A 25,567-nucleotide genomic window follows, 5' to 3' on the forward strand; every position below is an offset into this window, starting at 1 on the left:
TAGCGACAGGGATTTGCAGCCATGACTGACGTTCCAAACGACTACGAACCAGAGCGTATCGAGCGAAAGTGGAAGGACGAATGGCAAGACTCCGACGTGTACACGCCGGACGGCGATCTGGAGTATGTCATCGACACGCCGCCACCGTATCCGACGGGTAACCTTCACATCGGCCACGGACTCCAGTGGAGTTACATCGACTTCGCGGCGCGCTACCACCGACTCAAAGGAGAACAAGTCCTCTTCCCACAGGGATGGGACTGTCACGGTCTGCCGACCGAGGTGAAGGTCGAGGAGAACCACGACATTCACCGCACCGAAGTCTCCCGCGAGAAGTTCCGTCAGCTCTGCATCGAGCACACCGAGGAGCAGATCGACTCGATGAAGGAGACGATGAACGAACTCGGGTTCTCCATCGACTGGAACGCGGAGTTCCGCACGATGGACCCCGAATACTGGGGGAAAACCCAGCGCTCGTTCGTCGAGATGGAAGACCACGTCTACCGCGACGAACACCCCGTCAACTGGTGTCCGCGCTGTGAAACCGCCATCGCGGACGCGGAAGTCGAGAACGAGGACCGAACGGGGACGCTCTACTACGTCACGTTCGACGGCGTGGACAACGATGATATAGAGATCGCAACCACGCGCCCCGAACTGCTCGCGGCGTGTGTCGGCATGGCTGTCGATCCCGAAGACGAACGCTACGCCGACCGAATCGGCGAGACGTTCGAAGTGCCGCTGTTCGGGCAGGAAGTCGAACTCGTCGGCGACGACGACGTGGACGGCGAGTTCGGGACCGGCGCGGTCATGATCTGTACCTTCGGGGACAAACAGGACGTGGACTGGTGGGCGAGACACGACCTCGACCTCCGTCCAGTGTTCACCGAGGACGGCCACCTGAACGAACTCGCGGGTGAGTTCGAGGGATTGGCCATCGACGAGGCGAAAACGGAAATCGCCGACGCGTTGGCCGAGGAGGGCTACCTGAACGATTCGGAACCGACCGAGCAGTCCATCGGAACCTGCTGGCGGTGTGATACACCCATCGAAATCCTCTCGAAAGAACAGTGGTTCGTCGAAGTCGAACCGGACAAAATCGTCGAGAAAGCCCAGGAAGTCGAGTGGATTCCCGAGCACATGTACGCCCGTCTCGAAGAGTGGGCGGACGGGATGAGTTGGGACTGGGTTATCTCCCGCCAGCGCGTCTTCGCCACGCCGATTCCGGCGTGGGAGTGCGAGGAGTGTGGCCACTGGCATATCGCGGACATCGACGAACTGCCGGTCGACCCGACCGAAACCGGTCCCGCCATCGGCGATTGTCCCGACTGTGGCGCGGACGCGTGGACGGGCGAAACCGACGTGATGGACACGTGGATGGATTCGTCCATCACACCGCTACACATCACGGGATGGCCCGAGGACCTCGACTTGGACGAGTTCGAACCCGTTTCGCTGCGCCCCCAGGGTCACGACATCATCCGGACGTGGGCGTTCTACACGCTCCTCCGCGTCGGCGAACTCACCGACAAACGGCCGTGGGACGAAATCCTCATCAACGGCATGGTGTTCGGCCCGGACGGCAACAAGATGAGCAAGTCGCGCGGCAACGTCGTGACGCCGAAGGACGCCGTCGCGGAGTACGGTGCCGACTCGGTTCGGCAGGCGTTGGTGCTCGGCGGACAACCCGGAAGCGACGTGCAGTTCCAGCCGAAGGAAGCCACCTCGGCCTCCCGATTCCTCACGAAGGTCTGGAACATCTTCCAGTTCTCCCGGAACCACTTCGACGAGAACACGCCGGAAATCGCGGACCCGGCCTACCGCGACGCGGATCGGTGGATCCTCTCCCGACTCTCGAACGCGGCCGACAGCATCGCCGAGGACATGGAAGCCTACCGCTACGACCGGGCGCTCAGAACGCTCCGCGAGTTCGTTTGGGACGACCTCGCTGACGACTACCTCGAACTCGTGAAAGGTCGCCTCTACGAAGGACGTCCCGGCGAGCGGAACGCGGCCCGTCACGCCCTCTACACGTGCGTTTCGGCCGTCGTCCGCATGCTCGCGCCGTTCTCGCCGTTCTTCGCCGAGGAAGTGTACAGCCACCTTCCCGGCACGGAAGCGAGCATCAATCAGGCCTCGTGGCCCGACGTCGAGATGCACGACGAGGAGGCCGAACTCGCGGGCGACATCATCGCCGAAGTCGCGAGCGAGGTTCGAGCATGGAAATCCGAGGAAGGATTGGCTCTCAACGGTGAAATCAACCGTATCGAGCTGTACGACGACTCGGAGCGCCACCCCGACACCTACGACCTGAGCGAAGCCGTGAACGGCCCCGTCTACCTCGAAGAGGGACGACCGAACGTCGAACTCGCACCGGTCGGCGTCGATCCCGACCATTCGTCCATCGGTCCGAAGTTCCGCGACAAGGCGGGTGCCGTCGTCGGTGCACTCGAATCCGCCGACCCCGCAGAACTCAAGGCCCAATTGGATACCCACGGAGAAATCACGCTCGACGCGGCAGGCGAGGAGGTCACGCTCGACGGTGATTGGGTCGAAATCGAGGAGGAGTACCGCGCCGAAAGCGGCGAGGAAGTCGAAGTGCTGGAGACGGAGCACGCGACGGTTCTCGTCTTCCCGTAGACGGACCATCCGACAGGCCGTCGTTTTTACGTACCGATCGGTAGTACCTCCGATTTGGGGGGAACCAATGCCAGTCAAAGACATCGCTTCGATGGAGGTCATCACCGCCAACGACGAAACCGAACTCGTGGACATCGCTTCGATGATGAGCGAGGAGAACGTCGGGTGTGTTCCTATCGTCGACGGGGAACGTCCGGTCGGTATCGTAACGGACCGCAAAATCGCGCTCTCACTCGCCGATGAGGCCGACGCATCGGGCCGAACGGTCGGCGACGTAATGACGAGGGACCCGATCACGATAGACGCCGACGCCAGCGTTCACGACGCTATCGAACGAATGGACGATGCGAATATCCGTCGAATACCTGTCGTCGAAAACGGAAACTTGACGGGCATCGTTACGCTTGATGACGTGCTCGTCACGCTCGCCGACGAGATGGACGACGCCGCCGAGGTCATCGAAGAGCAAACACCGCGCTTTTGAATCACCGAGACTTTTCTTTTGCCCCGCGACTGTCGTGGTATGGACGACCGAGTTCACGAACACGCGGAGATTTTGGTCGATTGGAGTGCGCGGGTCGAAGAAGGCGATGACGTCGTCGTCGTGGTCGATGAGGGTGCACACGACCTCGCCGTCGCTGTCGGCGAGACGTTGGGCGAGCGAAACGCGAACATGTTGACCGTGTACCGATCCGATGAGATCGAACGGGCGTTCCTTCGGGCACACGACGGCGACTTCGACGAGAACCCTGCACCCGAACTGGCGATGTACGAGAACGCGGACGTCGTTCTCGTCCTCTCCGGAACGCGCAACACGATGGGGAAGGCCGACGTTCCGGGGGAGAGGAAGCAGGCATACGACAAATCCCGGATGCTCATCCGCGAGACGCGCCTCGGAACGGACTGGGTTTCGACACAGCATCCCACGCGTGCATACGCACAGCAGGCGGGGATGGCTTACGAGGAGTATCGGGACTTCGTGTACAGCGCCGTACTCCGCGACTGGGAGGCGCTGGCCGATGAGATGGAGAAGATGAAGACGCTCATCGACGAGGGAAGCGAGGTTCGGATCATCAAGGAGAACACCGACGTCACGATGTCCATCGAGGGGAGAACGGCGGTCAATAGCTCCGCGTCGGTGGCGTACGACTCACACAATCTCCCCAGCGGCGAGGTGTTCACGGCACCGCACGCGACCGAAGGCGAGGTGTTCTTCGACGTGCCGATGACCCATCAAGGGCAACACATCCGGGACGTTCAGCTCACGTTCGAGGACGGCGAGGTCGTGGCGTTCAGCGCCGATACCGGCGAGGACGTGCTGGCGGACATCCTCGACACCGACGAGGGTGCACGCAAACTCGGCGAACTCGGCATCGGGATGAACCGCGGTATCGACCGCTTCACCGACAGCATCCTCTTCGACGAGAAGATGGGCGATACGATCCACTTGGCGGTCGGACGGGCCTATGACTCGTGCCTTCCAGACGGCGAAACGGGCAACGACAGCGCCGTCCACGTCGATATGATCACCGATATGAGCGAGGACTCGCGCATGGAAATCGACGGTGAGGTCGTCCAACGAAACGGCACGTTCCGATGGGAAGACGGGTTCGAGGAATAACCGCGAGGGAGACGAGCGGGCGTTTTTGGTCCAGATTTTTGCGAGGAGGGGTCAGCTTGCTGACCCGACGACGTAAAAAGGTGGTACGTGCACGTTCCGATGGGAAGACGGGTTCGAGGAATAACCGCGAGGGAGACGAGGCGCTTCGCGCCTCGCAAGACGAACGGCAAGTGAAGTGAGCCGTGAGTCGAACGAGCGGGGAGTTTTTAGTGCAGGTTTTTTACGAGGAGGGGTGGGCGAAGCCCATCCGACGAGGTAAAAAAGTGCGCGGTTATTTCCACCAGTCACTTCTGCGCTCCCGTTCCGAAGCGTGTTGGAACGGCGGTGCGAGTTCCGACTCGTCGAGGCCGAATCCGTAACCCAACCAGTAGCCGGTGTACCACCCGATAGTGTCGGTATCGACGCCCGAAATCGAGATGGTGAGCTTATCGTACTCCTCCAGTGCGGAGTCGCCGTCGGGATCGGTGCCACGGACACCGCCACAGGAGCCGCTCGTTCCGGGGTTGCACGGAAGCGTCTCGGGGAACTCAATCACGATATCGGCCGCGGATCGATTCCTCGTGAACGAGAACGTAGCGTTCGACGGAACCGTCCCGTCCGCGCCATCGGCGTAGTAGTCGAGTGCGTGCCGGACCTGCTTTTTGACTGCGGTACGGTCCTTCGTCGCGCCGAGATACACCGTGAAATCCGGGTCCGCCCACGGGAGGTCGCGCTCGGTCGCGTCCGGTTGGGGCCGCGTCGAGAGTGCCGCCGAGGCGGCCATTATCGACTGTGGGGCGGAACTGTGGTTCAACCCGAGCGTGTGACCGACTTCGTGTTTCAGGATGAGAACGGTCGAACCGTTCGAAAACGAGTCGTCCACGTCGATTCGCATGGGACGGGAAATCTGTGCCGAGTCGGTGATATACGGCGCACAGCCAGCGGCGTTTTCGACGCGGGGACAACTTTTCACGGTATCGACGAAGTTGATCACGAGATCTGGATGTTTCGCGTTCGGCGTCAACTCGTACTGAATCGAGTAGCCAGCGTACTGCTCGCTGTGGTTCTCCCAGTAATCGAGCGCCTGTCGTATCTCGGGAGCGTAGTTACGCGAACCGTCGGCACTCGCGTTGATCGCAACTTGCACTGGCCCGTCCCCCCACGGGTTCGTGCGGTCGGCGACCATTCCGGTTCCCGTTTCCGTTCCTGTCTGTTGGTTCACCGTCCGCGTCGGGTTGGTCACGGTGTGTGTCGTGTAGTCGAACTGCGCGCCAGCACACCCTGCGAGGACGAGACAGGCAACGAGCAACAGTACACGCTGCTTCATCGTTACGTTATCCGACGCTAGCCCTATCAAACCTTCCGGCCTCGGAAAATCCAGTTCGGAGATAGCTTGGAAATACGACTCTTGATCGAGGCGGGCTATTATTATCAATGTTGTACTAGTGTATTGAATCGGACAACGTATTTCGTTCAGTGAATAATTGGTACCGATTTTAGGGTGCTGATAACGGGTTAATCACTCATTGGAGGACGAATTCGGACGTTCCAGATCGTTCTACAACGCGATTGTCATCGCTGATTGACCGTTCAAAACCGTTCAATCCGTTATGATTCTGTTGTAATAGGAAACTGGGCATAACCATCGTTCTCACTTATTGGGGGTGATACCGATAGCCAAACTGGGCAGCATGACGCACATTAAAGCAAGCGCCGCCGTGGCGATAGTTGCGATAGAAATACTCGCTGGGGTCGCATTACTGGCCGTCGCATTTGGTATCTAAATGAATAGCGGCTGAGGGGAGTAAGCCCCCTTCTGTTCGGCCCAGTATTCGGCTCAGCGTCCGAACCATCCCCGGATGATCTCCGGAGGCACGTCGGAGGACTCCGACGGCGTGTCCGGGCTACCAATATGGCACGGACTTGCACCGGCAAGGATTCACCGTTCCATCCATTCTTCGCGGTCCGCGTGTCGACAGCGTCGGCACGCATCGACGCGGCGGTTTTACCGTCGCGCCGTTCCGGTGGCAGTGCCACCGGATCCCTCGGTGGGTTAACTCCCTTCCCTCTCGGGTCGGTTCGCACACCTCATCGGTCACGCGAAGTGGTCTCGTTTCTGTTTCAGAGCCAGTGGTCTCCCACTCCGGACTTGCGTCCGGTTGCCTACCCGGCGGGTGGGGGGACTTTCCTCACGTAGGTACCGGAAATCGGTACCGTCCGCACGCGGCGATTACCACGTGCACCGCGGAAACCGGGCTCCCTCTGCCGAGGAAAGCTAGTCTTTGCACGCGTTTAAGCCGTTCGATACGAATAGTCATGGGCCCTTAAAGCCGGCCAGGTTGAAGGGAAGCGTTGAAGGTGTTTGTATGCATAAACCATCTGTATGTCTGAGGCACAGGCAGTAACCCTCTCCTACGAGGATGGCACGCGCGCGGTCGAACTCGCTCGGGAGGCAGTCAATTCTTACGTGATCAACGGACAACGAGAACAGCCAGGAAGCATGCGAGAAGCGTTCTATGCACGCACTGGCGTATTCGTCCGGCTCGAATCCACCCGTGGTCGTGGAAGCCTACGCGGGTGCGCAGGTGCCTACGACACGAGCGAACAGTTGGGGCACGCGATCGTCGATTCCGCCATCGCGGCGGCGAGCGAGGATTCGTGCGGGTCGGAAATCGAACCCGCAGAGTTGTCGAATCTCAACATCTCCGTGTTCATCGTCGAGGATACCAAGTTATCGAACGATCCGGCAAACGACATTCGGCTAGGGCGACACGGGGTCGCCATCGAAGGTCGTGGCGGTGCAGCGTGGATGTATCCGACCCTGCCGGTCGAACACAACTGGAGTACGTTCGAGTATCTCGACCGAACGTGTCGCAAGGCTGGTCTCCCGCACGGGGCATGGGAAGACGACGACGTGACCGTAACGATCGTCGACGGACCGGTGTTCCGCGAGCGCGAACCAGAGGGGAGTATCGAGCGGATTTAAAAGTTGACGGCTGCCGCGTCTTCTTCAGCACGGCGAGCAGCGGCATCGATATCGAACTCCCGTACCAGTTCCCCATCACGGATCAGCGGCTGTAGCAGCTTCTCACCGTCCGCGTCGTGGCGTGCGAGACCGACGTCATGGCCGCCATCGGCCGTGCGATACACCTGTTTTCGTCCGGAGAGCTTACCGCGCTTGGATACCGGTTCGCCATCGACTTCCACGATGTCGAGCGCGAAGTCGACCGGATTCGCGTCGCTGACGTAACTTCCGACGCCGAAGCCGTCCACGATATCGCCGAGATTCCGGAGTTCTGCCGGGCCGAGACCGCCGCTCGCGAAGATATCGACGTCCTCGAAGCCGTGTGAATCCAGTTCCCAGCGGAGTTCCCGTAGGATGTGCTCGAAGTTTCCACGACGCGACCCCGTGGTGTCGATGCGAACGCTGTCGAGATCGTCGCCGAGCGTGTGCGCCGCGCGAAGCACCTCGTCCTTTTCGTCGGAGAAGGTATCACAGAGCGCGACACGGGGAACGTCCTCGCCGACCGCGGCGTCGAACGCGCGCCACGCGTCCTCCTGGTTGCCGTTCCCGAAACAGATCATCAACGCGTGGGGCATGGTGCCGCCGGGTTCTCGTCTCAGTACCTCACCGGCCGCGACGTGCGAAAACCCGTCCAATCCCGCGACGAGCGCGGAGCGCTCGACCACGGCCGCGATGGACGGATGGACGTGCCGCGCACCGAAACTCAGGACTGTGGACTCCGGAGCCGCGAGCCGTGCTTCGAGCGCGTTCGTCGCCATTCCCGACGCATGCGAGAGAAATCCCAACAGCGACGTTTCGTATCGTGCGAAGTCGAGATAGTCGCCCTCGATGGACATGACCGGTCCGCCGTCGAACAGTCGACCTTCCGCCATCGCGTCCACGTCGATGGGAAGCCCGGAGAGAAGGTGGGCCGCGTCTTTCACGCCGGAGAGGAGTTCGAACTCGCCGGTCGGGAACTGGTCTGCGGTCACTTCGGCGACGACGTGCGGGTTCTTCCCGACCGCTTCGAGCGTCGTCTCTGTACGAAGGAAGTAGGCATCCGTCGCGGTTCCGTCGCGGATTGACTCCTCGGAAACCACGTCGAATCGGTCGCTCACGCGAACCACCTGTCTTGCATATCCGGGGGTATTCCCCGCGAGAGAGAAAAAGGGCCGGATTCGTCGGTGTGAAAAGCGGAATCTGAAAGACGGTCGATTCGAAGCGCTGTGATACGTCGTTGCGCTCTACGATGCGGTGTTGCCGTGAACGTGCGAGAGGTCCGACACCGTGGGCGCGTTCACGATGGTGACGGTGTTTCCGTTCTGCCGGACTTGGAAGGCATCACCGAAGCCCGTGCTGTCTGGCACTGTCCACGTGTTTTGCTTCCCGTCGACCTTCTTCGCGTCGTGGTAGTTGAGCAGTTTCTTGTAGGCGTTCACGAACTGTGTCGCGTCCTGCTTCGAATCCCACTTGGTTTTGAAGACGTAGCCGGTCTCGTTTTTCGGCTCGTTGGGGTTCGTGTAGACGACGATCTTGTCGCCGTCCCATCCGTCGGTCGGTTTGCTCTCGTAGTTGAGCGGATCGACCGTTTGCAGGTTGTCGCCGTTCTTGTTGAAGAAGTTTTGTGCGGGGATGATCTGTGTGGTTCCCTGGCTTTCGTAGTACGGATACATGAACATCGCGAAGATGCCCGTTTCACCGACTTGACCGTAGCTCGGTCGCCCCTGCGGTTTCAGACGTTTCCAGCCATCGCTCGTCGTATCCTGCACCGAGATGTTCGACGGTTCGTCGCTCGGATACTTCTCCGGGTGGATTATCTGTTCGGTGCTGGTGGGTGGGTTCGAGTACAACTGGTTGACACCCTTCCAACCCTGCTGCTTGCGAATGTATCGGATGAACGCGGGACCGTCGCTGTACGGTTGGTATTTGATGAGGTACGGTCCGATGTTGGCGAGATCGCCGCCACTACTCTGTTCGGTGTCCGATAAGCACGTCCCCTTCCACTGGTTCTGACAGCGGTTCTGATAGAGGAACTCGATGTTGTTGGCTTCCCCTTCGAGCAGGCCATTGATGGCGTTGGTTCGTTCCCGGGTGGACTTGTTGAACGACGTGATGTCGAAATGCTGGTCCTGAAGGGCGTGCATCAGTTCGTGTGAGAGCGTACTCTCGCTCACTTTCAGGTGTTCGTTGTCGTTCGAGACGAGGACGATGGAGTCCTTCGACGGACTGTAGTAGCCACCGACGGACGAACCGGAGTTCGTGTTCTGCACCGCGATGGAGTCCGTCGATTCGTTGATCATGAACAGCGATTCGTACTTCGCGTTGTCGAACAACTGCCGGTTTGCGGGGACGGACTGGTTGCTCTGTTGCTTGCGGAATTCCTTTCGAGAAATGATCTTGACGGGGACCTTCTGCGTGAACTCCAGATGGCGTATCTTCTCGTCACGGGCCATCGCCCGATTGACGATCGCTTCGACTTCCGACTGATTGAAGCCGTCGCTCGCGTCAACGGAGAGCGTCTCGTTGTACCAATATCCGTTCTCCCAGCCGAGAACGTCGGATTTCGGGTCCGGCGGGTGAGTCGTTTTGTTCGTGTTCGGTCCGGACACCGCCGTCCCGTCGCTCTGCGATGTGCTCGTCACGTCAGGACCGCTCTGCGATGTGCTCGTACTCGTATTCGTCCCAGGGGCTTGGGCACACCCCGCGAGAACGAGCATGAGGGCAAGCGCAACTACGGTAAATGTTCGCATTCTCGTGCCTGCAAAGTAGGACTGCTATGTAAAAAAGCTCGTGAAAGCGAGGCAAAATAAACCGGACGCGAAACCGTTTCGTGAAAACCGCCCGTAGTCCCGAGTATGAACGTCGATTCCGATTCGACCGCCGTCGTCGTCGTCGATATGCAAAACGGCTTCTGTCATCCGGATGGGAGTTTGTACTCCCCCGCAAGCGAGGACGTTATAGACCCGATTCGAAACCTCCTCGCGCGCGCTCGGGACGCAGGTGCGTCCGTCGTGTTCACCCGCGACGTGCACACGCCCGAGCAGTTCGAGGACACCCACTACTACGACGAGTTCGACCGCTGGGGCGAGCACGTCCTCGAAGGCTCGTGGGAGGCCGAGGTCGTGGACGACTTCGACGTTCGCGAGGACGACCACGTCGTCACGAAGTACACCTACGACGCCTTCTACCAGACCGACCTCGAAGGCTACCTGAACGCCCACGACATCCACGACCTGCTCATCTGTGGGACGCTGGCGAACGTCTGTGTGCTCCACACCGCCGGAAGCGCCGGACTGCGCGATTTCAAACCCGTCATCGTGGAGGATGCGGTCGGCTATATCGAGGAAAGTCATCGGGACTACGCCCTCGAACACGCCGCATGGTTGTTCGGCGAAGGTGTGGAACTGGACGATATCGAGTTCGAATAGCGACGAAGGTTTTTAAATGAAGATGCGGCCAGATTCGTCAGGATGATCGATACCAGAGACTGAGAGACGAATACGAAAACAGCGCGGAGTAAGCCAAAACAGGAACTCGACAGCTCAGCGAATCTCCACCGAAATCGAGTCGCCGACCGAAAAGTCGTGGCCAGGACGGACGAGTTTCGCGCCGAACTGCTCCAGCGAGACGAACAGGGAGAGTCCGGTGATCGGTTCGCCGTTCGCACAAATCTCCACGTCGTCCCACGTCACGGTGCGACCGACGGCCCTCCCGACACGAGCGTCGAACAGTGAAACTGGCTCCGGGGCCACTGGTTCCGATTCCGTTTCCACTCGACCTTCCGATGCGCGGAGCACGCCGCCATCTCGCGGCGTTGCCGCTCGATATTCCGGCGTACGGAGTACGCCGCCGCCCTCGTAGTGTGGCAGTCCACCATCCAGCACCACAGCGTCGCCGCCGACCACTGCTTCGATACCCGCGAAGCACTCGCCGGGAGCGGGATGCACCGGCGAATCGAGGACGACGAACGTCTCCCCGGTCTCGACCACTTCCCCGGTGCCGTCCCACGGAATCGGTTCCACGTCCACCGGGAGGTCGAGCGGGAGCGATCCGGATGCGCGCACAGGGTTCGAATCTGGCTCGCGGAATCCGAGATGGATGTGGTTTGCGACCCACGGCGCAAAGAAGCCCGAGCGAACCAACTCACCGAGCGAGTCGCCGACTTCGACCGTGTCTCCCGGTTCGACCGACGGGTCGACGTGCAGGGTGCGCGCGAGGTAGTCGCCGGTATCGACCACGATGAGGTGGTCGTGCTCCACGGCGTAGGGTTTCGACGGGGCCGTTACCGTCCGGGTTTCGACCACCTCCCCAGCGACGGGACTCGGCGCGAGGGGCGTCCGTGGCTCCTCGTTGTCGGGATAGAGGTCGATAGCACAGCCGTCATCGTGTGCGGCGTACGGCGAGTTGTAGATCGAAAATCGAGGGTAACGCGACAACACGTCAGGGGGAAGCCCGACCATGAACCCTGTTACGAGCGGGAGCGTTTACATACATCGGGTCACAATAGTGGGCCATGCGTGTGCTGCGTGGGCAGGCGGAGACGCGGGATGAGGACCGGCAGGTCACTGCCGCGATGCTCACGGAGACGGCGGACACGGAGGAATCCGCGGTTCGCGTCTGGACACCACATCGACAGATCGCGTTCGGGCGGCGGGATACCCGTGCCGAGAAGTACGAAGTCGCGAAATCCGTCGCGCGGGCGTGTGGGTTCGAACCTCTCGAACGAAGCGTCGGTGGACGTGCCGTCGCATACACCGGAACGACGGTCGCGTTCGCCAAAACGGTCCCGCTGGCGGACATGCGAACGGGCATGGAAAAGCGGTACGCCGAAATCACGGAGGACCTCCAGCGCGCGCTCTGGCGACTGGGGGTTCCGGCCCAGCGCGGCGAGCCGGAACGGTCGTTCTGTCCGGGCGATTACTCGCTCCAGTGGAAGGGGAAGGTTGCCGGCGTGGCACAACGGGTTCGAACCGGCGCGGCGCTCGTTTCCGGCGTCGTCATCGTAGACGACCACGGTGAAATCGCGGGCGTCTTGGACCCGATTTATTCCGCCCTCGACGTCCCGTTCAATCCCGATTCGGTCGGGAGTATCGCCAAGGTGGACGGTGATAGCGACCCGGAGCGCGTCGTCGAGATAATCGAGGAGATGTTGGTCGGTGGCGCGGACGTGACGGTCGAACACGTTGACCGAGGGATTTAGGACGATTCCCGGAACAGTGGCGAGTATGCTCACAATCCGGAACGCGACGCTACCTTCTGGGAGTAGACGAGACGTTCGTATCGACACAGACGCCGGGAGGATATCGGCCGTTGGCTCTTCGCTCACGGAGTCCGGCGAGGTGGTCGATGCGACTGGAAAACTGTTGTTGCCCGGCGCTATCGACGCTCACGTCCACTTCCGACAGCCCGGCTTTTCACACAAGGAGACGTGGGAGACCGGCAGCAAGAGCGCTGCCGCGGGTGGCGTGACGACGGTCGTGGACCAACCGAACACCAACCCACCGACGGTCGATGCGGCGTCGTTCGACGAGAAAGCCGAACTCGCGGCCAAATCCTACGTCGATTACGGCATCAACGGCGGTGTCACACCCGACTGGAATCCGGACGAACTGTTCGAGAAGCCGATTCTTGCGCTCGGTGAGGTGTTCCTGGCGGATTCGACCGGGAAAATGGGTATCGAAGAGGACCTGTTTCGGGTGGCGGTGGAGCGAGCGACGGACAACTACGTCGTCGTGACGGTGCACGCCGAGAACGCTGATCTGTTCGATTCGGACGCGAAATCCCGTGACGATGCGGACGCGTGGAGCGCCTACCGAACCGCGGAAGCCGAGGCCGACGCCGTCGAACGGGCGTGTAAAATCGGGAACGACCTCGACGCGCGACTGCACATCGCCCACACCAGCACGCCGGAGGGAATCGACGTGGCGAAGGACGCGGGTGCGACCTGCGAGGTGACGCCGCATCACATGTTCCTCTCGCGCGACCACCTCGACGAACTCGGGACGTTCGGGCGGATGAATCCCCCGCTCCGGAGCGAAGAGCGCCGCGAGGAAGTCTTCGCACGCGTGGCGAACGGGACGGTGGATATGATCGCAACCGACCACGCGCCACACACGCGCGAGGAGAAGGACGCCGGAATCTGGGACGCACCGAGCGGCGTGCCGGGCGTCGAGACGATGCTCCCGCTCCTGTTGGAGCAAGCACGTAACGGGAACCTCAGCTACGAACGCGTCGCCGACCTCACCGCTCGAAACCCGTCGAAGGTGTTCGGTCTGCCGCGAAAGGGTCGAATCGAGGAGGGTCGGATGGCCGACCTCGTCCTCGTCGACCCCGACGAATCCCGCGAGATTCGAGCGGACGACCTTCATACCAACTGCGACTGGACGCCGTTCGAAGGGTGGATGGGTGTGTTCCCCGAGATGACGATGGTTCGCGGTCACGTCGTCTTCGAGGATGGCGAGTTCGGCGAGCAAATCGGGGAAAACGTTCGAGCATAGACCCCGAAATTATCCGTCGTGGGGGTGTAGCGTGTAGCGACCCTATGCAAGCAGTCGTCCTCGCCGCCGGAAAGGGAACCCGTCTTCGGCCGCTCACCGATGAGAAACCGAAAGCGCTGGTCGAGGTAGCCGAAAAACCGATCCTGACTCGCTGTTTCGAGAACGCCCTCGAACTCGACGCGGAGGAGTTGGTCGTCGTCGTCGGATACGAAGGGAAACGGATTCGAGAACGATACGGGGCGTCGTTCTCCGGCGTTCCGATAACGTACGTCCGACAGGACGAGCAGTTGGGGATGGCACACGCGCTGTTGCAGGCCAAACCGTACGTCGAAGGGGATTTCATGTGTTTCGACGGCGACTGTGTGATCCGCGCGGACCTCCACCCGCTGGTCACACGACAGCGCGAAGCGGGGGTGGATGCAGTACAACAGGTCGAAGAAGTCCCGACCGAGGCGGCGCGCGTGAAGGCTATTTGTGACGTGACGGACGGTGGTGAGTTACTCGGAATCGAAAAGCAACCCGACGACCCGCCCGAACCGAGCCTCATCGCGGCGGGATTCGCGGTTTACAGTCCCTCGATCTTCGAGGCGTGTGCCGAGACCGAGTTGTCGGTGCGCGGCGAATACGAACTCGCGGAGTCCATCGAGCGGTTCGTCGCCGAGAATACGATGCTGGTGGGGCAAACCGACGGATGGACGGTAAACGTCAACACGCCTGCGGAGCGGGACGACGCGGAGCAACGGCTTGTCGGTAATCGGTGATTGGTTGGTGATCGGTGATCGGCGACCGATGATCAGCGAGCGTTGGACCGTGGGGCCGCCAAGGTTAGGCACTCTCGCGACGATAGTCAGCGCGATATGCCGGGGGAGAACACGGTCGAGATACCCATCGATTCCGTTCGCCTCGATGGGTTTCTCGACGTTCCGGAGGGTTCGACAGGAGTCGTGGTGTTCGCACACGGGAGCGGGAGTAGTCGGCACAGCCCACGAAACAACTTCGTCGCGGAGCGACTCCACGAGTTCGGTCTCGGGACGCTCCTGTTCGACTTGCTCACCGAAGCGGAGGACGAGACGTACGCGAATCGGTTCGATATCGGATTACTGACTGACCGCCTCGTCGCGGGGACGGAGTGGCTCGAAGACGAGCGGGGAGTCGTGGAGCGTCGTGTCGGGTACTTCGGGTCGAGTACGGGTGCGGCCGCTGCACTGCGTGCCGCCGCTCGTCGTCCGGACATCGGCGCGACGGTCTCGCGCGGTGGGCGTGTGGACCTCGCGATGGACACTCTCGCCGATGTGACCGCCCCGTCGCTGTTCGTCGTCGGCGGACGGGACACCGACGTACTCGAACTGAATCGGGAGGCGTACGACGAGTTGGGGTGTGAAAAGCGATTGGAGGTCGTCGATGGGGCGGGGCACCTGTTCGAGGAATCGGGAACGCTGGAGACAGTTGCGACCCTCGCCGGTGAGTGGTTCGCGTCGAAACTCGTCGAGCCTTAAGGAAGGAAGAAGGGAACCAATGCGAGAAGCAGTCCGGCGAGGACACAGAGCAACCCGTAGGTCTGATACCGCGCGACACCGAACTCGCCGAGTTCGCCGGTCGATGCGACCGCAACTGACTGTTTGATTCCAAACACTTCTCGCGGCTTTGTCGTGACGACGACGCCGAATAGGGCGAATACGACGCCCACAAACAGTGTTTCGAAGACGACCATATCATCCATAACAATGATATAATGAAAAATGTTGCGGCTCAGTGTGCCGCACGCAAGACGGTCGTCATAACGACGACGCCGAGCATGCCGCCAGCGCCGAAACTTCCGATGGCCGTCATGGCTCGGCGAGACCCCGCCTCCGTCCAGTTCGAATTCGTATCGAGGTGTTCCTGCACATTTTCGATTGCAGACCCAGCGAACACCGACCCCGACCAGCCGAGGATGGCGAACCCGAACGCGAGTGTGGCGACCGCGAACGTCTTCCGACTGGCGAACGAGACCGTCTCTCCAGTAACGACGACGAGGAGCATGGCAGCACTGCTGAGGACGATGCCAAAAAGTCCGAATCGAACGATGAGACGGATTCGCGGGCGCAGATAACCGGCGAAATCCATCAGTCGACCGCTTCGCGCATCCGGGGGTCGAGCGCGTCGCGCATCCCGTCACCGAGGAGGTTGAAGCCCAGCACCGTGACCGCGAGGAAGAGGCCGGGGAAGAACGACCACCACCACGCGCTCGGAATGCTGAACAGGCCGTGCTTGACGCCGTTCGAGAGCATCAGTCCCCACGACGGGGTACCCGGAGCGCCACCGAATCCGAGGAACGATAGCGCCGCGAGGTCGAGGATTGCGAGGCCGAAGTTGAGCGTGCTCTGCACCGTGATCGGCGCGAGGCAGTTCGGCAGAACGTGGCGGACCAGCACGCGGGCGTTCTGTGCCCCCAACGCCACCGTCGCATCGATGTACTCGTCTTCGAGCACTTTCAGGGCCGCTCCGCGGACGACGCGGGCGAACCGCGGCGTGTAGACGAGGGTCAGTGCGGCGACTGCGCGCCACAAGCCCCATTCATTGGGGAAAATCGCGACCAACGCGAGCGACAGCAGGAGCGATGGGAACGCCAACAGCACGTCCATCGTCCGCATGATGATGTTGTCGGTGAGGTCGCTGTAGTAGGCCGCGACGATGCCGAGACCGACACCGAGCGTCGTGGAGGCGACGACCGTTACCGTTCCGAACAGCATGGCGTACCACGCCCCGTAGAGGACGCGCGGGAAGATGTCCCGTCCCAGTTGGGTCGTTCCGAAGGGATACTTCGCGCTCGGTGGGTGCATGCTCGGTATCACCCCGATCTGTGTCTGTTTGATGGTATCGAGATCGATGGTAAATCTCGCGTAAATCGCCACTACGAGCATGAAGACGATGATGGCGAGTCCGGTGACGGCGAGGCGATTCGACAGGAGTTCGGAGAGGAACGGCGACGCCCGTAGGCGTTCGAAGAACCCACGGGAAACCGTTTCGCTGTTTTCTGTTTGCGTGCTCATTGTTGGATCCTCGGGTCGAGATAGGAGTAGGTGATGTCGACGAACAGGTTGACGAGGGTGAACAGGAGCGCGAAGGTCAGCACGGTTCCCTGTACAACCGGGAAGTCACCGACTTCGATTGCGTCCACGAGCAGCGTTCCGATACCCGTAATCCCGAAGACGGTTTCGGTCAGCACTGCGCCGCCGAGCAGGGTACCGAACTGGATACCGATGACGGTGATGACCGGAATCAACGCGTTTCGGAAGCCGTGTTTCAGCATCGTGATCTTGGTTCCCTGCCCCTTCGCGCGGGCGGTTCGGATGTAGTCCTGCCGGACGACCTCCAGCATGGACGACCGCATCATGCGCGAGATGAGCGCCATCGAGTAGATACCGATGACGAGCGCGGGCAAGAACAGGTGCATCACGGCCGATTGGAACGCCGCGAGGTTACCGCTCAACAACGTATCGACGGTGATGAGGCCGGTGACAAGCGGAATGCTGAACTGTGATGCGATGCGCTGGCTCGGCGGGAACAGATGGAGAATCTGGGCGAACAACAGAATGATGAGCGGTCCGCTCCAGTAAATCGGGACGCTGATGCCGGTCAGCGCACCGAGGCGGGTGAGGTGGTCGGTCGCGGAGTCCTGCTTGATGGCCGAAATCACGCCGAGCGGGATTCCGAACAGAATGCCGAATATCTGCCCGTAAATCGCTAGCTCGACGGTAACGGGAAGCTTGTGTAGGAGGATGTTCGTGACCGGAACACCCTTTTGAATCTGGTAGGACTTTCCGAGATTGAGGTGAAGCGCCTTCCACAGGAAATCGAGGTACTGGACCCAAATCGGTTGGTCCAGTCCCATTTGGTGGCGAACTTGCTCGACGAACGCCTTCGACGCCCGTTGACCGGCAACCACCTTCGCGGGATCTCCCGGTGACAGTTGCAGAATGGCGAAGACGAACGTCGCCACCCCGAGTAGCACGGGAACGAGTAGCAACAGTCGCTTGACAACAAACCGCTTGGATATCATCTACACCAAGGTCAATTTTGCGGGGTCAAAAAATGCTCGTTACTACAATCAGTCAGTTGAGTTTCACGAGACGGAGGAACGGACCGCTGATGGGTGCGAGTTCGAACCCGCTGACCCTGTTGTGAACGCCACGGAGGTCCTTCGCGTGGTCCATGAACACCCACGGCGCTTCGTCGTGTGCGAGTTTGCCCGCCTTCTTGTACTTCTTCTTCCGCGTCGCGTTGTCGTAGGTCACTTGCGCGTCCTCGACGAGCTTCATGAAGTCCGTGTTCGCCCATCCGGCCACGTTGAGCGTGTTGAAGTTCTCCGCGTCGAAGCTGACCCAGTCCTGTCCCTTCGGAACCTTGTCGATGGAGACGCCGGGGTGGAGCAGCGCGTAGTAGAAGTTGTCCGGGTCGGCGTTGTCCGTCATCCAGCCGAGGAAACACGCGTCGTGCTTTCCGCTACTGGTGTAATCGAGGAACGGATCGAACGCCTGCTGGTGGATGGTCACCTCGATACCGACTTGGTGGAGGTTCGATTTGACCGTCTGGGCGGCCTGAATCGGACTCGGGTTGTACGTCCGCGGGTTCTTGAACGTCGCCAACTCGAACGAGAAACCGTCGCCGTAGCCCGCTTCCTTCAGCAACTTCTTCGCCTTCTCCGGGTTGTGCTCGTACGGGCTGATGCTGTCGTTGTAGCCCATGACGCTTTCCGGAATCGGCTGGTTCGCCTCCTTTGCGATACCATCGAAGATGGTGTTGACGATGGCTTTCGTGTTGATGGCGTAGCTGATGGCCTGCCGGACCTTCTTCTTCCGGAACGGCTTCACCTTCGCCATGTTGAACGCCATGTAGCCGACGTTGATACCGGCGGCCGAGACGAGCTCCGCGTTGCCGGACTGCTTGACCTGCTTGGACGACTGTGCGCCGAGTCCGTCGATGATGTCGGCGTTGCCAGTGTCGAGCGTCTGGGCGCGCGAGGTGTTGCTCCCGACGACCGTGAAGACGACTTCGTCCACGTAGGGACCGTCTCCCCAGTAATCGTCGTTCTTTTCGAGGCGAATTCGGTTGTTGTTCGTGTCCCAGTTCTTGAACTTGAACGGCCCGGTGCCGACCGGTTTCGATTTGAGGTCCTTGCCTTTCTCTTTGATCGCTTTCTTGGAGTGAACCGCCGAGACGAACATGGCGAGGTTCGGCAGGATCGGCGCGTACTTCTTCTCCAAGGTGATCTCCAACTCGTTGTCGCTCTTCGCTTTCACGTCCTCGATGACGCCGAGCGTGTACGGACCGTACGAGGAGGCGTACTTCTTGCCGGGGTAGTACTTGTAATCCGTATCCACGAACCGTCGGTAGGAGGCGACGAAGTCGTCCGCGGTGAACGTCTCTCCGTTGTGGAACTTGACGTTCTTCCGGAGGTCGAGCGTGACCGTCTTGCCGTCGACCTTCCAGTTCGTCGCGAGCCCTTCGGTGAGGGAGGTCTTTCCGGGTTTGAACGCGATGAGCGTGTCGTAAATCTGGTTCGTCACCTTCGCGGCTTCACCGCTCGTCGTGTTCTGGAAGTCGAGCGACCCCGAACCGCTACCGCGGGTGTAGGTCAGCGTGCCGCTCTTGTCGCCGCCGTTTCCGTTATCGGTGTTGTCTCCGCCACCGTTACCATCGCTCGTCGAACTGTCGTCGTCGCCCGTGTTACCGCCGATACAACCAGCGAGCGTCGCTGCTGCCGCAGCACCACCAGCAGCTTTGAGGAAATTACGTCTGTCAGTCAATCTGTCGCGTGACGCCATACGCCAGTGTGGTCACATGTTCTATATAAACATACCGGACCAATAGTATTCAGAACCGGAAATAAATGAAAGAAACAGTCGAACAGCGCCAACAATTAGTCACACTTCCGCACATAAAGTTTGGATTCTTAAATAGAACACCGTTTTTCATTAGAGAAAACGACGTTCCGGGATGGTTCGGCGACGAATCCGGCGACACCGTCGTCTATGCGCCTTCGACGCGTGGTATTGCACACGCGTGTTTCGAGATGGTCAATAAAGGAACCCAATGACCAGAAATGTCGAATCGACTACTACGGTTGATCGTAGAGGTGACAGGCCGACGGGTGGGTCGTGTCCTGAAGCACTGGGTCCTTCTGCTCACAGATGCTCGTGAAGTGCTCGCGCAGAAGCGACTCAGCCGATTCCCAGTCGCCGTCCGCGAGATGGTCGAATGACTGGGAAACGATATCCCGCGGTACGCCCGTCGGTTCCTTCTCGAACAACCGGTCCCAGAGCACGGCGTGGAAGGAATCGTCCACAGGCTGTCGGCTCATCGGTTCGTCCGTCGAAGCGGGAGATTCCACGTCCGACGAGGGCTGGGCGTCAGTCTTCCTCTCGCCCCCGTCCGTCGCGGCCCGCGCCGGGGACCCGCCTTCCGCTGCCTGTTCGTGAACCGATTCGAGGTTGATAGAGCGGTCTTCGACTCGCTCGCGGTAGTTCATCACTTCGCGGTACGCCCGCTGGTCGATGTCCATCCCCTCCGGCGGGATGATCTGCGGACAGCGCGTTCGGAAGTGACAGCCACTCGGCGGGTCGATGGGCGACGGCACGTCACCCTTGAGGATGACGCGGTCGTCGGTGTCCGCTCTGGGGTCGGGTTCCGGAATCGCCGAGAGTAACGCCTGCGTGTAGGGGTGTTTCGGGTCTGCGAACAGTTCGTCCGTGTCCGCTATCTCCACGATTTCGCCGAGGTACATCACGGCGATACGGTCGGAGATGTGCCGAACCACGGAGAGGTCGTGCGCGATGAACAGGAACGTCAGGCCGAACTCGTCCTGCAGGTCTTCGAGCAGGTTGATGATCTGGGCCTGCACGGAGACGTCCAGCGCCGAGACCGGTTCGTCGGCGACGATGAAGTCCGGGTCCACCGCGAGCGCGCGGGCGATGCCGACACGCTGGCGTTGGCCGCCGGAAATCTCGTGTGGGTACCGGTCGCGCTGACTGGGGTCGAGGCCGACGTTCTCCATCAGTTCCTCCACGCGTTCCCGTCGGTTCTCCTTCGCCAGTCCGTGAATCTTGAGCGGTTCCGCGATGATACTCCCGATGGACATCCGGGGGTCCAGACTGGACAGCGGGTCCTGGAAGATCATCTGGACGTCCTTGCGTCGCTCGCGCATCTCGTCGCCGTCCAAGCCGCCGAGGTCCGTTCCGGCGAAGACGACTCGCCCGTCGGTCAGGTCTTCGAGCCGGAGCAGCGACCGCCCGGCGGTCGATTTGCCACAGCCGGACTCGCCGACCAATCCCACCGTCTCGCCCTCGTAGATGTCGAACGAGATGCCGTCGACCGCTTTCACGCTGTTGTCGCCGTCCGAGAGCCACTTGTCGAGGAAGTCGTCCGCGCGCGAGTAGTGCTTCTTCAGTTGATCGACTTCGACCAGCGTGTCGCCGATTTCGTGGTCACTGGTCGTGAGACTCTCCTGTTCCTGGATGTACTCCGTTTTGTCGAACGATTCGAGGACGCACTTGGCGCGGTGGTCCAGGTCCTCCGGACCGTGTTGGAGGTTCGGGATTTCACCCTGCGTACATTCGGGTTGCGCCCACGGACAGCGGTCGGCGAAGTGACATCCCTGCGGCATGTCGATGAGGTCGGGAACGTTCCCCTCGATGGGAGTCAGCCGTTCCTTGTCCTCGCGCGGGACGGATTCGAGGAGCGCGTAGGTGTACGGGTGGCTCGGGTTGTGGAAAATCTCGTCTACGGGACCGACTTCCACGAGGTCTCCCGCGTACATCACCGCGACTCGGTCACAGGTCTCGGCGACGACGCCGAGGTCGTGGGTAATCATGAAGACGGACATGCCCAACTCGTCCTGCAGGTCGTTGATGAGGTCGAGAATCTGGGCCTGAATCGTCACGTCCAGTGCGGTCGTCGGTTCGTCCGCGATGAGCAGTTTCGGCTTGCACGCGAGCGCGATGGCGATGAGGACGCGCTGGCGCATCCCGCCCGAGAACTCGTGTGGGTACTCCTCCACGCGGGATTCCGGTTCCGGAATCCCCACCTCTTCGAGGATGTCGATGGTGTCTTCGAGGAGTTCGCCGTCGATTTCGTCGTTGCCGAGTTTCGGGGCGATTTCCCGCACCGCGTTCCACCAGCTATCCTTTCGCTGGCCGCCGTACTGGTGGAGTCGAAGGCTTTCGGCCACCTGCTCGCCGACGGTCAGTGCCGGGTTGAGCGAGGTCATGGGGTCCTGGAAGATCATCCCCATCTCGCTGCCGCGGATGTCCCGCATGACGGATTCGGGCGCGGCCATGATGTCGATGTAGCCCTCGTCGGGGAACACGAACTCCCCGACGCCGCTCGGATATTTTTCGGCGAACTCTTCGGCGACTTCGGCATGTTGGAATTCGATATCACCCGAGACGACTTCACCCGGGTCGTCGATGAGTTGCATCGCCGAGAGCGCGGTAACACTCTTTCCAGACCCTGATTCGCCGACGAGTCCGATCGTTTCGCCCTCGCGGATATTCAGTTCGAAGTCGTCCACCGCTTTGACAGTCCCCCGCTCGGTATGGAACTGCGTCTTGAGATTCGAGATGGACAGTAGATCGCTCACGATTACGCGGCTATGGTGGTCGCGCGAGCAAAAATCGTTCGGTTGAGTATAGCATACGACACAGTAACGAAAGGAAGCTCGTGAAAAAATCTCACAACCGCAAAACCATCTCTAGCTCGAAACTCTCGGCATCGGCGGTCTCGAACCCGACGTTGCGATAGAGGTTGACGGCGGCGCGGTTCCATCGTTCGACCGTGAGCCACACCTTGTCGATGCTTTCCTGTCGCCCGTAGCCGAGGAGTGTTCGGATGAGATGTGATCCGATTCCGGCGCGTTGGTACTCCTGATGTACGAAGATGGCGAGCTCGTAGGAGGAGTTCCCGTCGGGAACGAGGGTCGCATGACCCGCGACCTCGTCACCGTCCCACGCGATGACGTTCAACCCGTCGCCGTCGGTCAGCGTCTCCACCCAGTTGCGCACCCGTGGTTCCGTGGCCGGGGGAATCCCCTGTGCTCGGTCAGCCGGGTCGAAATCGACGTACATCGAGACGAGTGCTTCCGCATCACCCTCCTCGAAGGGACGGACTTCGATGTCTCGCCCTTCGCGGTCGGTGAACGTCTGCGGTGGTTCCGGGAACGGCCCAGCGGGCTCGTCCGGGAACCGGCGGTCGGGACTCATCGTACTAGTTTCACCGAGACGTGCGAGTTCAATAGGACGAATTCCGCGATCTGGCCCAAGCGGATCTTCCCCATCGGACTACGCTGGCCGCCGCCGAGGACTATCTGTTCGAACCCTTCGCTTTCGGCGATGTCGAGCAGTCGGCTCCCGGGGTCGCCGGACACGTCCCGAACGGTCGCGTCGAACCCGACGTCGTCCAGTACCGCCTGTACCTTCTCCGTGATGTCGTCCTTCGCCAGATCGCTTTCCGGGTTGTCGAGGATGGCGACCGTCAGTTCGTCGTCCGCCGCGACCGCGCGCTCGACGGTTCGGGAGAGCGCGGTAAGGGAGTCATCGCTCCCGCCGATTCCCAATAAGACCTTCATACTACCTCCATTTCCGCCGGGTATCAAAACAGTTGGGTGCGATACGCTTTTGCACCCCGCTCGGTAACGACGGGATATGTCGAACGACCCCTCCCCGCCCGAGCCCGAAACGGAGGACGAGCACGCCGAAACGACACGCGAGACGGCGGAAGGCGTTTCCCAGGAGATGGCCGCCGAATCGGCGACCGAAACGACTCCCGACGCCGGAAACGATATCGCACCCGATGTCGGAAACGATACCACACCCGACGCCGGAAACGATACCACACCCGACGAACCTGATACCCCCGAAATACCGCCGGAGGTGCAGAAATACGCGCGATTCAAGAAGATGGACGGGGCACAGTACGACCGCGTCAACGAGTTCCTGCGCGACCGGACCTACATCACCGCGCGCGAGTGGGCAATCGCCCGTCTCTGTGCGGACTTCCGAACCGAAACCGGCGTGGAGATGACGAAAATCGGGAACAACCTCCCGTATCTCGTTCCGTTCATGACCGACACGTACACCCCGCAGGCGGTGAATCAGGCGCGGTCGGCGTTCGAGGACAAGGTTCGAAAAGCGGGCGCGACGTTCCTCTACGGCGCGATGTCCGGATTTTTCACCGCCGAGGAGCTCGACGACGTGATGTACGAGGTGACCGAGGTCGCCAAGTTCCTGCTCGAAGTCGAGGGCGTGGACCTCGCGGTCGAGGACGAACTCGCCGCCGAGGACAGGATTTCGAGCGTCATGCGCGAGGTGCGCGAATCGAGCGAGGAGTTGCGCCACGACGAGATGGAGTGTCCCCACTGCGGGCACGAAATCAACGGCGAGGAGTAGGGTTCGTTACTCTTCGACGTCCGCTTCTTCCACGTCGGCGGTCGCCGCTTCGATCTCTTCCTCCGTCGGGCGGAACAGCGACGGGTCGTCGTGAACGAACTGGACGCGGTCCTCGCTCAGCGTTCGGACGAACGTGTACATCTCCCCCGCTTCCGTCGCGTCGTCCAACATCCCCTCCGCTCCCTGCATGTCGTAGTACACCGGGTAGAGAACGGCGGTTTCGGCGTCGTGGTCTTCCATGACGACGACACCGAACACGAGGCCATCGGCGAGCGCGCGATAGAATTCGAACGCATCGAACGAAACGCCGTCCATCAGTTCCTTTACCTCCTCGAACTCGTTGTCCGGAACGAGCACGTCGAGTCCGAACTCGTCGTCCTCGTCCAGCCAAAGCGGCGTTACGTCGCCGGGATGAAGCTGTACCGTCTTCCATCCCTCGTCGTCGTACTCCGCCGCTGTCGCGTCCATGTCGTCGATGACGTTCTCCCAGTACGGCATCGCGCGTGAGTGCGCCGTGACGTTCGGCGTCGTCCGGTCCATACACCGATGGGTGGCTTTTGCGGGTAAAAACGTTGTGTCATCGCGGTTCGAACGCGCGTCTCAACTTCTGGCGATTCGGGGGGACACCAGATAATCGACTACCCCAGCACCTTCGGCGAACGAGTGGTGCATCGCGAGCGGGATGTCGACGCCGAGTTCGAGTTCGACGTCCAAATCACGCGGCATCGCTCGGTCGATGGCTGTCAGATAGTCGATGGAGAACAGCGCGTGTGCGTCGCCGGGGGTGAACCCCGCGAGGTCATCCGCCGGAAGCGCGAGCGAGACGTCGTCGGTGTCGCCGTCCTCCTCGGCGTAGAACAGTTCCTCCTCCGCGTCGATTCCGAGCGTCACGTGACTCGAAACCATATCGGCCGCCGTCACCGCCCGACTGATGGTTTCGGCGTCCGTGACGACTTCCCCGGTGAATTCGAACTCGACGTTCGACCGGTCCGGCGGAGAGCGAACCGTCTCGGGGTCGAGGAGGGCGAGCGTGTAGGTGAGTTCGCCGATGCGAATCACGAGCTTTCGCGTTTCGGCGTCGAGCGTAAGCGATATCAATTGGTCGCGGTCGGCCATTCCGACGATGTCGCTGAGCCGTGGGACGTCGACGCCGACGTGGGCACCGTCGGTCTCGTAGGATTCGAACGCGTCGGGTTTCAGGACGAGGTCGATGGCGGCCACGGTGGCGGGGTCAATCGCCGGGATACGGATACCGTCGTCGTCGAGGTAGAGGTGACACTCGTCCACCAACGCCTCGACCAGCGAGACGGTCGTCTGCATCACGTCGGCGTCCACCACCCCTTCGAACAAGCTGTCTCCGTCGCTGCTTTGCCGTGGTTTCGAACTGGTTTCGCTCATCGTT

24 protein-coding genes and 1 other RNA gene are annotated in these 25,567 nt (G+C 60.9%); 10 read left to right on the plus strand and 15 right to left on the minus strand.

Annotation, left to right across the window (positions count from 1 at the left end):
• Positions 1-21 precede the first annotated feature (21 nt).
• The 3 genes from NKF26_RS07170 to NKF26_RS07180 all read left to right on the plus strand — a co-directional run bounded on the left by NKF26_RS07170 (position 22) and on the right by NKF26_RS07180 (position 4,261).
• The gene (locus tag NKF26_RS07170) at positions 22-2,640 is read left to right on the plus strand and encodes a valine--tRNA ligase (protein ID WP_253228919.1); all 2,619 of its coding nucleotides are present in this window, start codon (positions 22-24) and stop codon (positions 2,638-2,640) included.
• A 67-nt stretch (positions 2,641-2,707) separates the two neighbouring features.
• A complete protein-coding gene (locus NKF26_RS07175; protein ID WP_253228918.1) occupies positions 2,708-3,124 on the plus strand; it encodes a cyclic nucleotide-binding/CBS domain-containing protein in 417 nt (138 codons plus the stop codon).
• Between the two features lie 39 nt (positions 3,125-3,163).
• Positions 3,164-4,261 carry an aminopeptidase gene (locus tag NKF26_RS07180; RefSeq protein ID WP_253228917.1) on the plus strand — a complete coding sequence of 366 codons (1,098 nt, stop codon included), beginning with the start codon at positions 3,164-3,166 and terminating at the stop codon, positions 4,259-4,261.
• Positions 4,262-4,532: 271 nt separating this feature from the next.
• Here NKF26_RS07180 and NKF26_RS07185 read toward each other — a convergent pair whose 3' ends face one another.
• Positions 4,533-5,567: a matrixin family metalloprotease gene (locus NKF26_RS07185; protein ID WP_253228913.1), complete on the minus strand. Its 1,035-nt coding sequence runs from the start codon at positions 5,565-5,567 to the stop codon at positions 4,533-4,535.
• A 466-nt stretch (positions 5,568-6,033) separates the two neighbouring features.
• An RNA gene (rnpB, locus tag NKF26_RS07190) (RNase P RNA component) lies at positions 6,034-6,507 on the minus strand.
• Positions 6,508-6,623: 116 nt separating this feature from the next.
• Here rnpB and NKF26_RS07195 point away from each other — a divergent pair.
• Positions 6,624-7,226, plus strand: a complete 603-nt coding sequence (locus NKF26_RS07195) for a TIGR00296 family protein (protein ID WP_253228912.1) — start codon at positions 6,624-6,626, stop codon at positions 7,224-7,226.
• Here the strand turns inward: NKF26_RS07195 and NKF26_RS07200 are convergent.
• Positions 7,223-8,362: a nicotinate phosphoribosyltransferase gene (locus NKF26_RS07200; RefSeq protein ID WP_253228911.1), complete on the minus strand. Its 1,140-nt coding sequence runs from the start codon at positions 8,360-8,362 to the stop codon at positions 7,223-7,225. The genes NKF26_RS07195 and NKF26_RS07200 overlap by 4 nt on opposite strands.
• Positions 8,363-8,488: 126 nt before the next feature.
• Entirely contained in the window at positions 8,489-9,994 is a 1,506-nt protein-coding gene (locus NKF26_RS07205; RefSeq protein ID WP_253228910.1) for an Hvo_1808 family surface protein, read from the minus strand.
• Between the two features lie 105 nt (positions 9,995-10,099).
• On the opposite strand from NKF26_RS07205, the gene NKF26_RS07210 reads away from it, so the two are divergent.
• Positions 10,100-10,672 carry a cysteine hydrolase family protein gene (locus NKF26_RS07210; RefSeq protein ID WP_253228909.1) on the plus strand — a complete coding sequence of 191 codons (573 nt, stop codon included), beginning with the start codon at positions 10,100-10,102 and terminating at the stop codon, positions 10,670-10,672.
• A 114-nt stretch (positions 10,673-10,786) separates the two neighbouring features.
• Here the strand turns inward: NKF26_RS07210 and NKF26_RS07215 are convergent, their stop codons facing one another.
• The gene (locus NKF26_RS07215; RefSeq protein WP_253228908.1) at positions 10,787-11,704 is read right to left on the minus strand and encodes a hypothetical protein; all 918 of its coding nucleotides are present in this window, start codon (positions 11,702-11,704) and stop codon (positions 10,787-10,789) included.
• Between the two features lie 53 nt (positions 11,705-11,757).
• Here NKF26_RS07215 and NKF26_RS07220 point away from each other — a divergent pair, with 53 nt between their 5' ends.
• The 4 genes from NKF26_RS07220 (at position 11,758) to NKF26_RS07235 (ending at position 15,237) form a co-directional block, all read left to right on the plus strand.
• Positions 11,758-12,444, plus strand: a complete 687-nt coding sequence (locus tag NKF26_RS07220; RefSeq protein ID WP_253228907.1) for a lipoate--protein ligase family protein — start codon at positions 11,758-11,760, stop codon at positions 12,442-12,444.
• A gap of 25 nt (positions 12,445-12,469) precedes the next feature.
• Positions 12,470-13,741, plus strand: coding sequence for a dihydroorotase (locus NKF26_RS07225; RefSeq protein ID WP_253228906.1), 1,272 nt, complete (start codon positions 12,470-12,472; stop codon positions 13,739-13,741).
• Between the two features lie 44 nt (positions 13,742-13,785).
• Positions 13,786-14,502, plus strand: a complete 717-nt coding sequence (locus tag NKF26_RS07230) for a sugar phosphate nucleotidyltransferase (RefSeq protein ID WP_253228905.1) — start codon at positions 13,786-13,788, stop codon at positions 14,500-14,502.
• A gap of 96 nt (positions 14,503-14,598) precedes the next feature.
• Positions 14,599-15,237, plus strand: a complete 639-nt coding sequence (locus NKF26_RS07235) for a dienelactone hydrolase family protein (protein ID WP_253228904.1) — start codon at positions 14,599-14,601, stop codon at positions 15,235-15,237.
• On the opposite strand, the gene NKF26_RS07240 is transcribed toward NKF26_RS07235, so the two are convergent.
• From NKF26_RS07240 to NKF26_RS07275, 8 genes are all read right to left on the minus strand, one after another.
• A complete protein-coding gene (locus tag NKF26_RS07240) occupies positions 15,234-15,452 on the minus strand; it encodes a hypothetical protein (protein ID WP_253234137.1) in 219 nt (72 codons plus the stop codon). The two genes, NKF26_RS07235 and NKF26_RS07240, sit on opposite strands and share 4 nt — an antisense overlap.
• Before the next feature lie 38 nt (positions 15,453-15,490).
• On the minus strand, positions 15,491-15,847 hold the full coding sequence (locus NKF26_RS07245) for a hypothetical protein (protein WP_253228902.1): 357 nt from the start codon (positions 15,845-15,847) through the stop codon (positions 15,491-15,493).
• On the minus strand, positions 15,847-16,773 hold the full coding sequence (locus NKF26_RS07250; RefSeq protein ID WP_066144909.1) for an ABC transporter permease: 927 nt from the start codon (positions 16,771-16,773) through the stop codon (positions 15,847-15,849). The genes NKF26_RS07245 and NKF26_RS07250 overlap by 1 nt, the downstream gene beginning before the upstream one ends.
• Positions 16,770-17,783 carry an ABC transporter permease gene (locus tag NKF26_RS07255; RefSeq protein WP_253228901.1) on the minus strand — a complete coding sequence of 338 codons (1,014 nt, stop codon included), beginning with the start codon at positions 17,781-17,783 and terminating at the stop codon, positions 16,770-16,772. Before NKF26_RS07255 ends, NKF26_RS07250 begins: the two co-directional genes overlap by 4 nt.
• 52 nt (positions 17,784-17,835) lie before the next feature.
• On the minus strand, positions 17,836-19,548 hold the full coding sequence (locus NKF26_RS07260; RefSeq protein WP_253228900.1) for an ABC transporter substrate-binding protein: 1,713 nt from the start codon (positions 19,546-19,548) through the stop codon (positions 17,836-17,838).
• 293 nt (positions 19,549-19,841) lie between these two features.
• Complete coding sequence (locus NKF26_RS24285) at positions 19,842-22,361, minus strand: dipeptide ABC transporter ATP-binding protein (protein ID WP_253234138.1); 2,520 nt, start codon at positions 22,359-22,361, stop codon at positions 19,842-19,844.
• A 91-nt stretch (positions 22,362-22,452) separates the two neighbouring features.
• Entirely contained in the window at positions 22,453-22,980 is a 528-nt protein-coding gene (locus NKF26_RS07270) for a GNAT family N-acetyltransferase (protein WP_253228898.1), read from the minus strand.
• Complete coding sequence (locus tag NKF26_RS07275; RefSeq protein WP_066144901.1) at positions 22,977-23,345, minus strand: universal stress protein; 369 nt, start codon at positions 23,343-23,345, stop codon at positions 22,977-22,979. The genes NKF26_RS07270 and NKF26_RS07275 overlap by 4 nt, the downstream gene beginning before the upstream one ends.
• Before the next feature lie 76 nt (positions 23,346-23,421).
• On the opposite strand from NKF26_RS07275, the gene NKF26_RS07280 reads away from it, so the two are divergent.
• Positions 23,422-24,165 carry a DUF5806 family protein gene (locus NKF26_RS07280; RefSeq protein WP_253228897.1) on the plus strand — a complete coding sequence of 248 codons (744 nt, stop codon included), beginning with the start codon at positions 23,422-23,424 and terminating at the stop codon, positions 24,163-24,165.
• A gap of 6 nt (positions 24,166-24,171) precedes the next feature.
• On the opposite strand, the gene NKF26_RS07285 is transcribed toward NKF26_RS07280, so the two are convergent.
• Both NKF26_RS07285 and NKF26_RS07290 read right to left on the minus strand, forming a co-directional pair.
• Positions 24,172-24,705, minus strand: coding sequence for a hypothetical protein (locus NKF26_RS07285; protein ID WP_253228896.1), 534 nt, complete (start codon positions 24,703-24,705; stop codon positions 24,172-24,174).
• Between the two features lie 60 nt (positions 24,706-24,765).
• Positions 24,766-25,515 carry a DNA polymerase sliding clamp gene (locus NKF26_RS07290; RefSeq protein WP_253228916.1) on the minus strand — a complete coding sequence of 250 codons (750 nt, stop codon included), beginning with the start codon at positions 25,513-25,515 and terminating at the stop codon, positions 24,766-24,768.
• Positions 25,516-25,567 lie beyond the last annotated feature (52 nt).

It is taken from the genome of Haladaptatus sp. AB618, assembly GCF_024136965.1.
Lineage (GTDB): Archaea > Halobacteriota > Halobacteria > Halobacteriales > Haladaptataceae > Haladaptatus.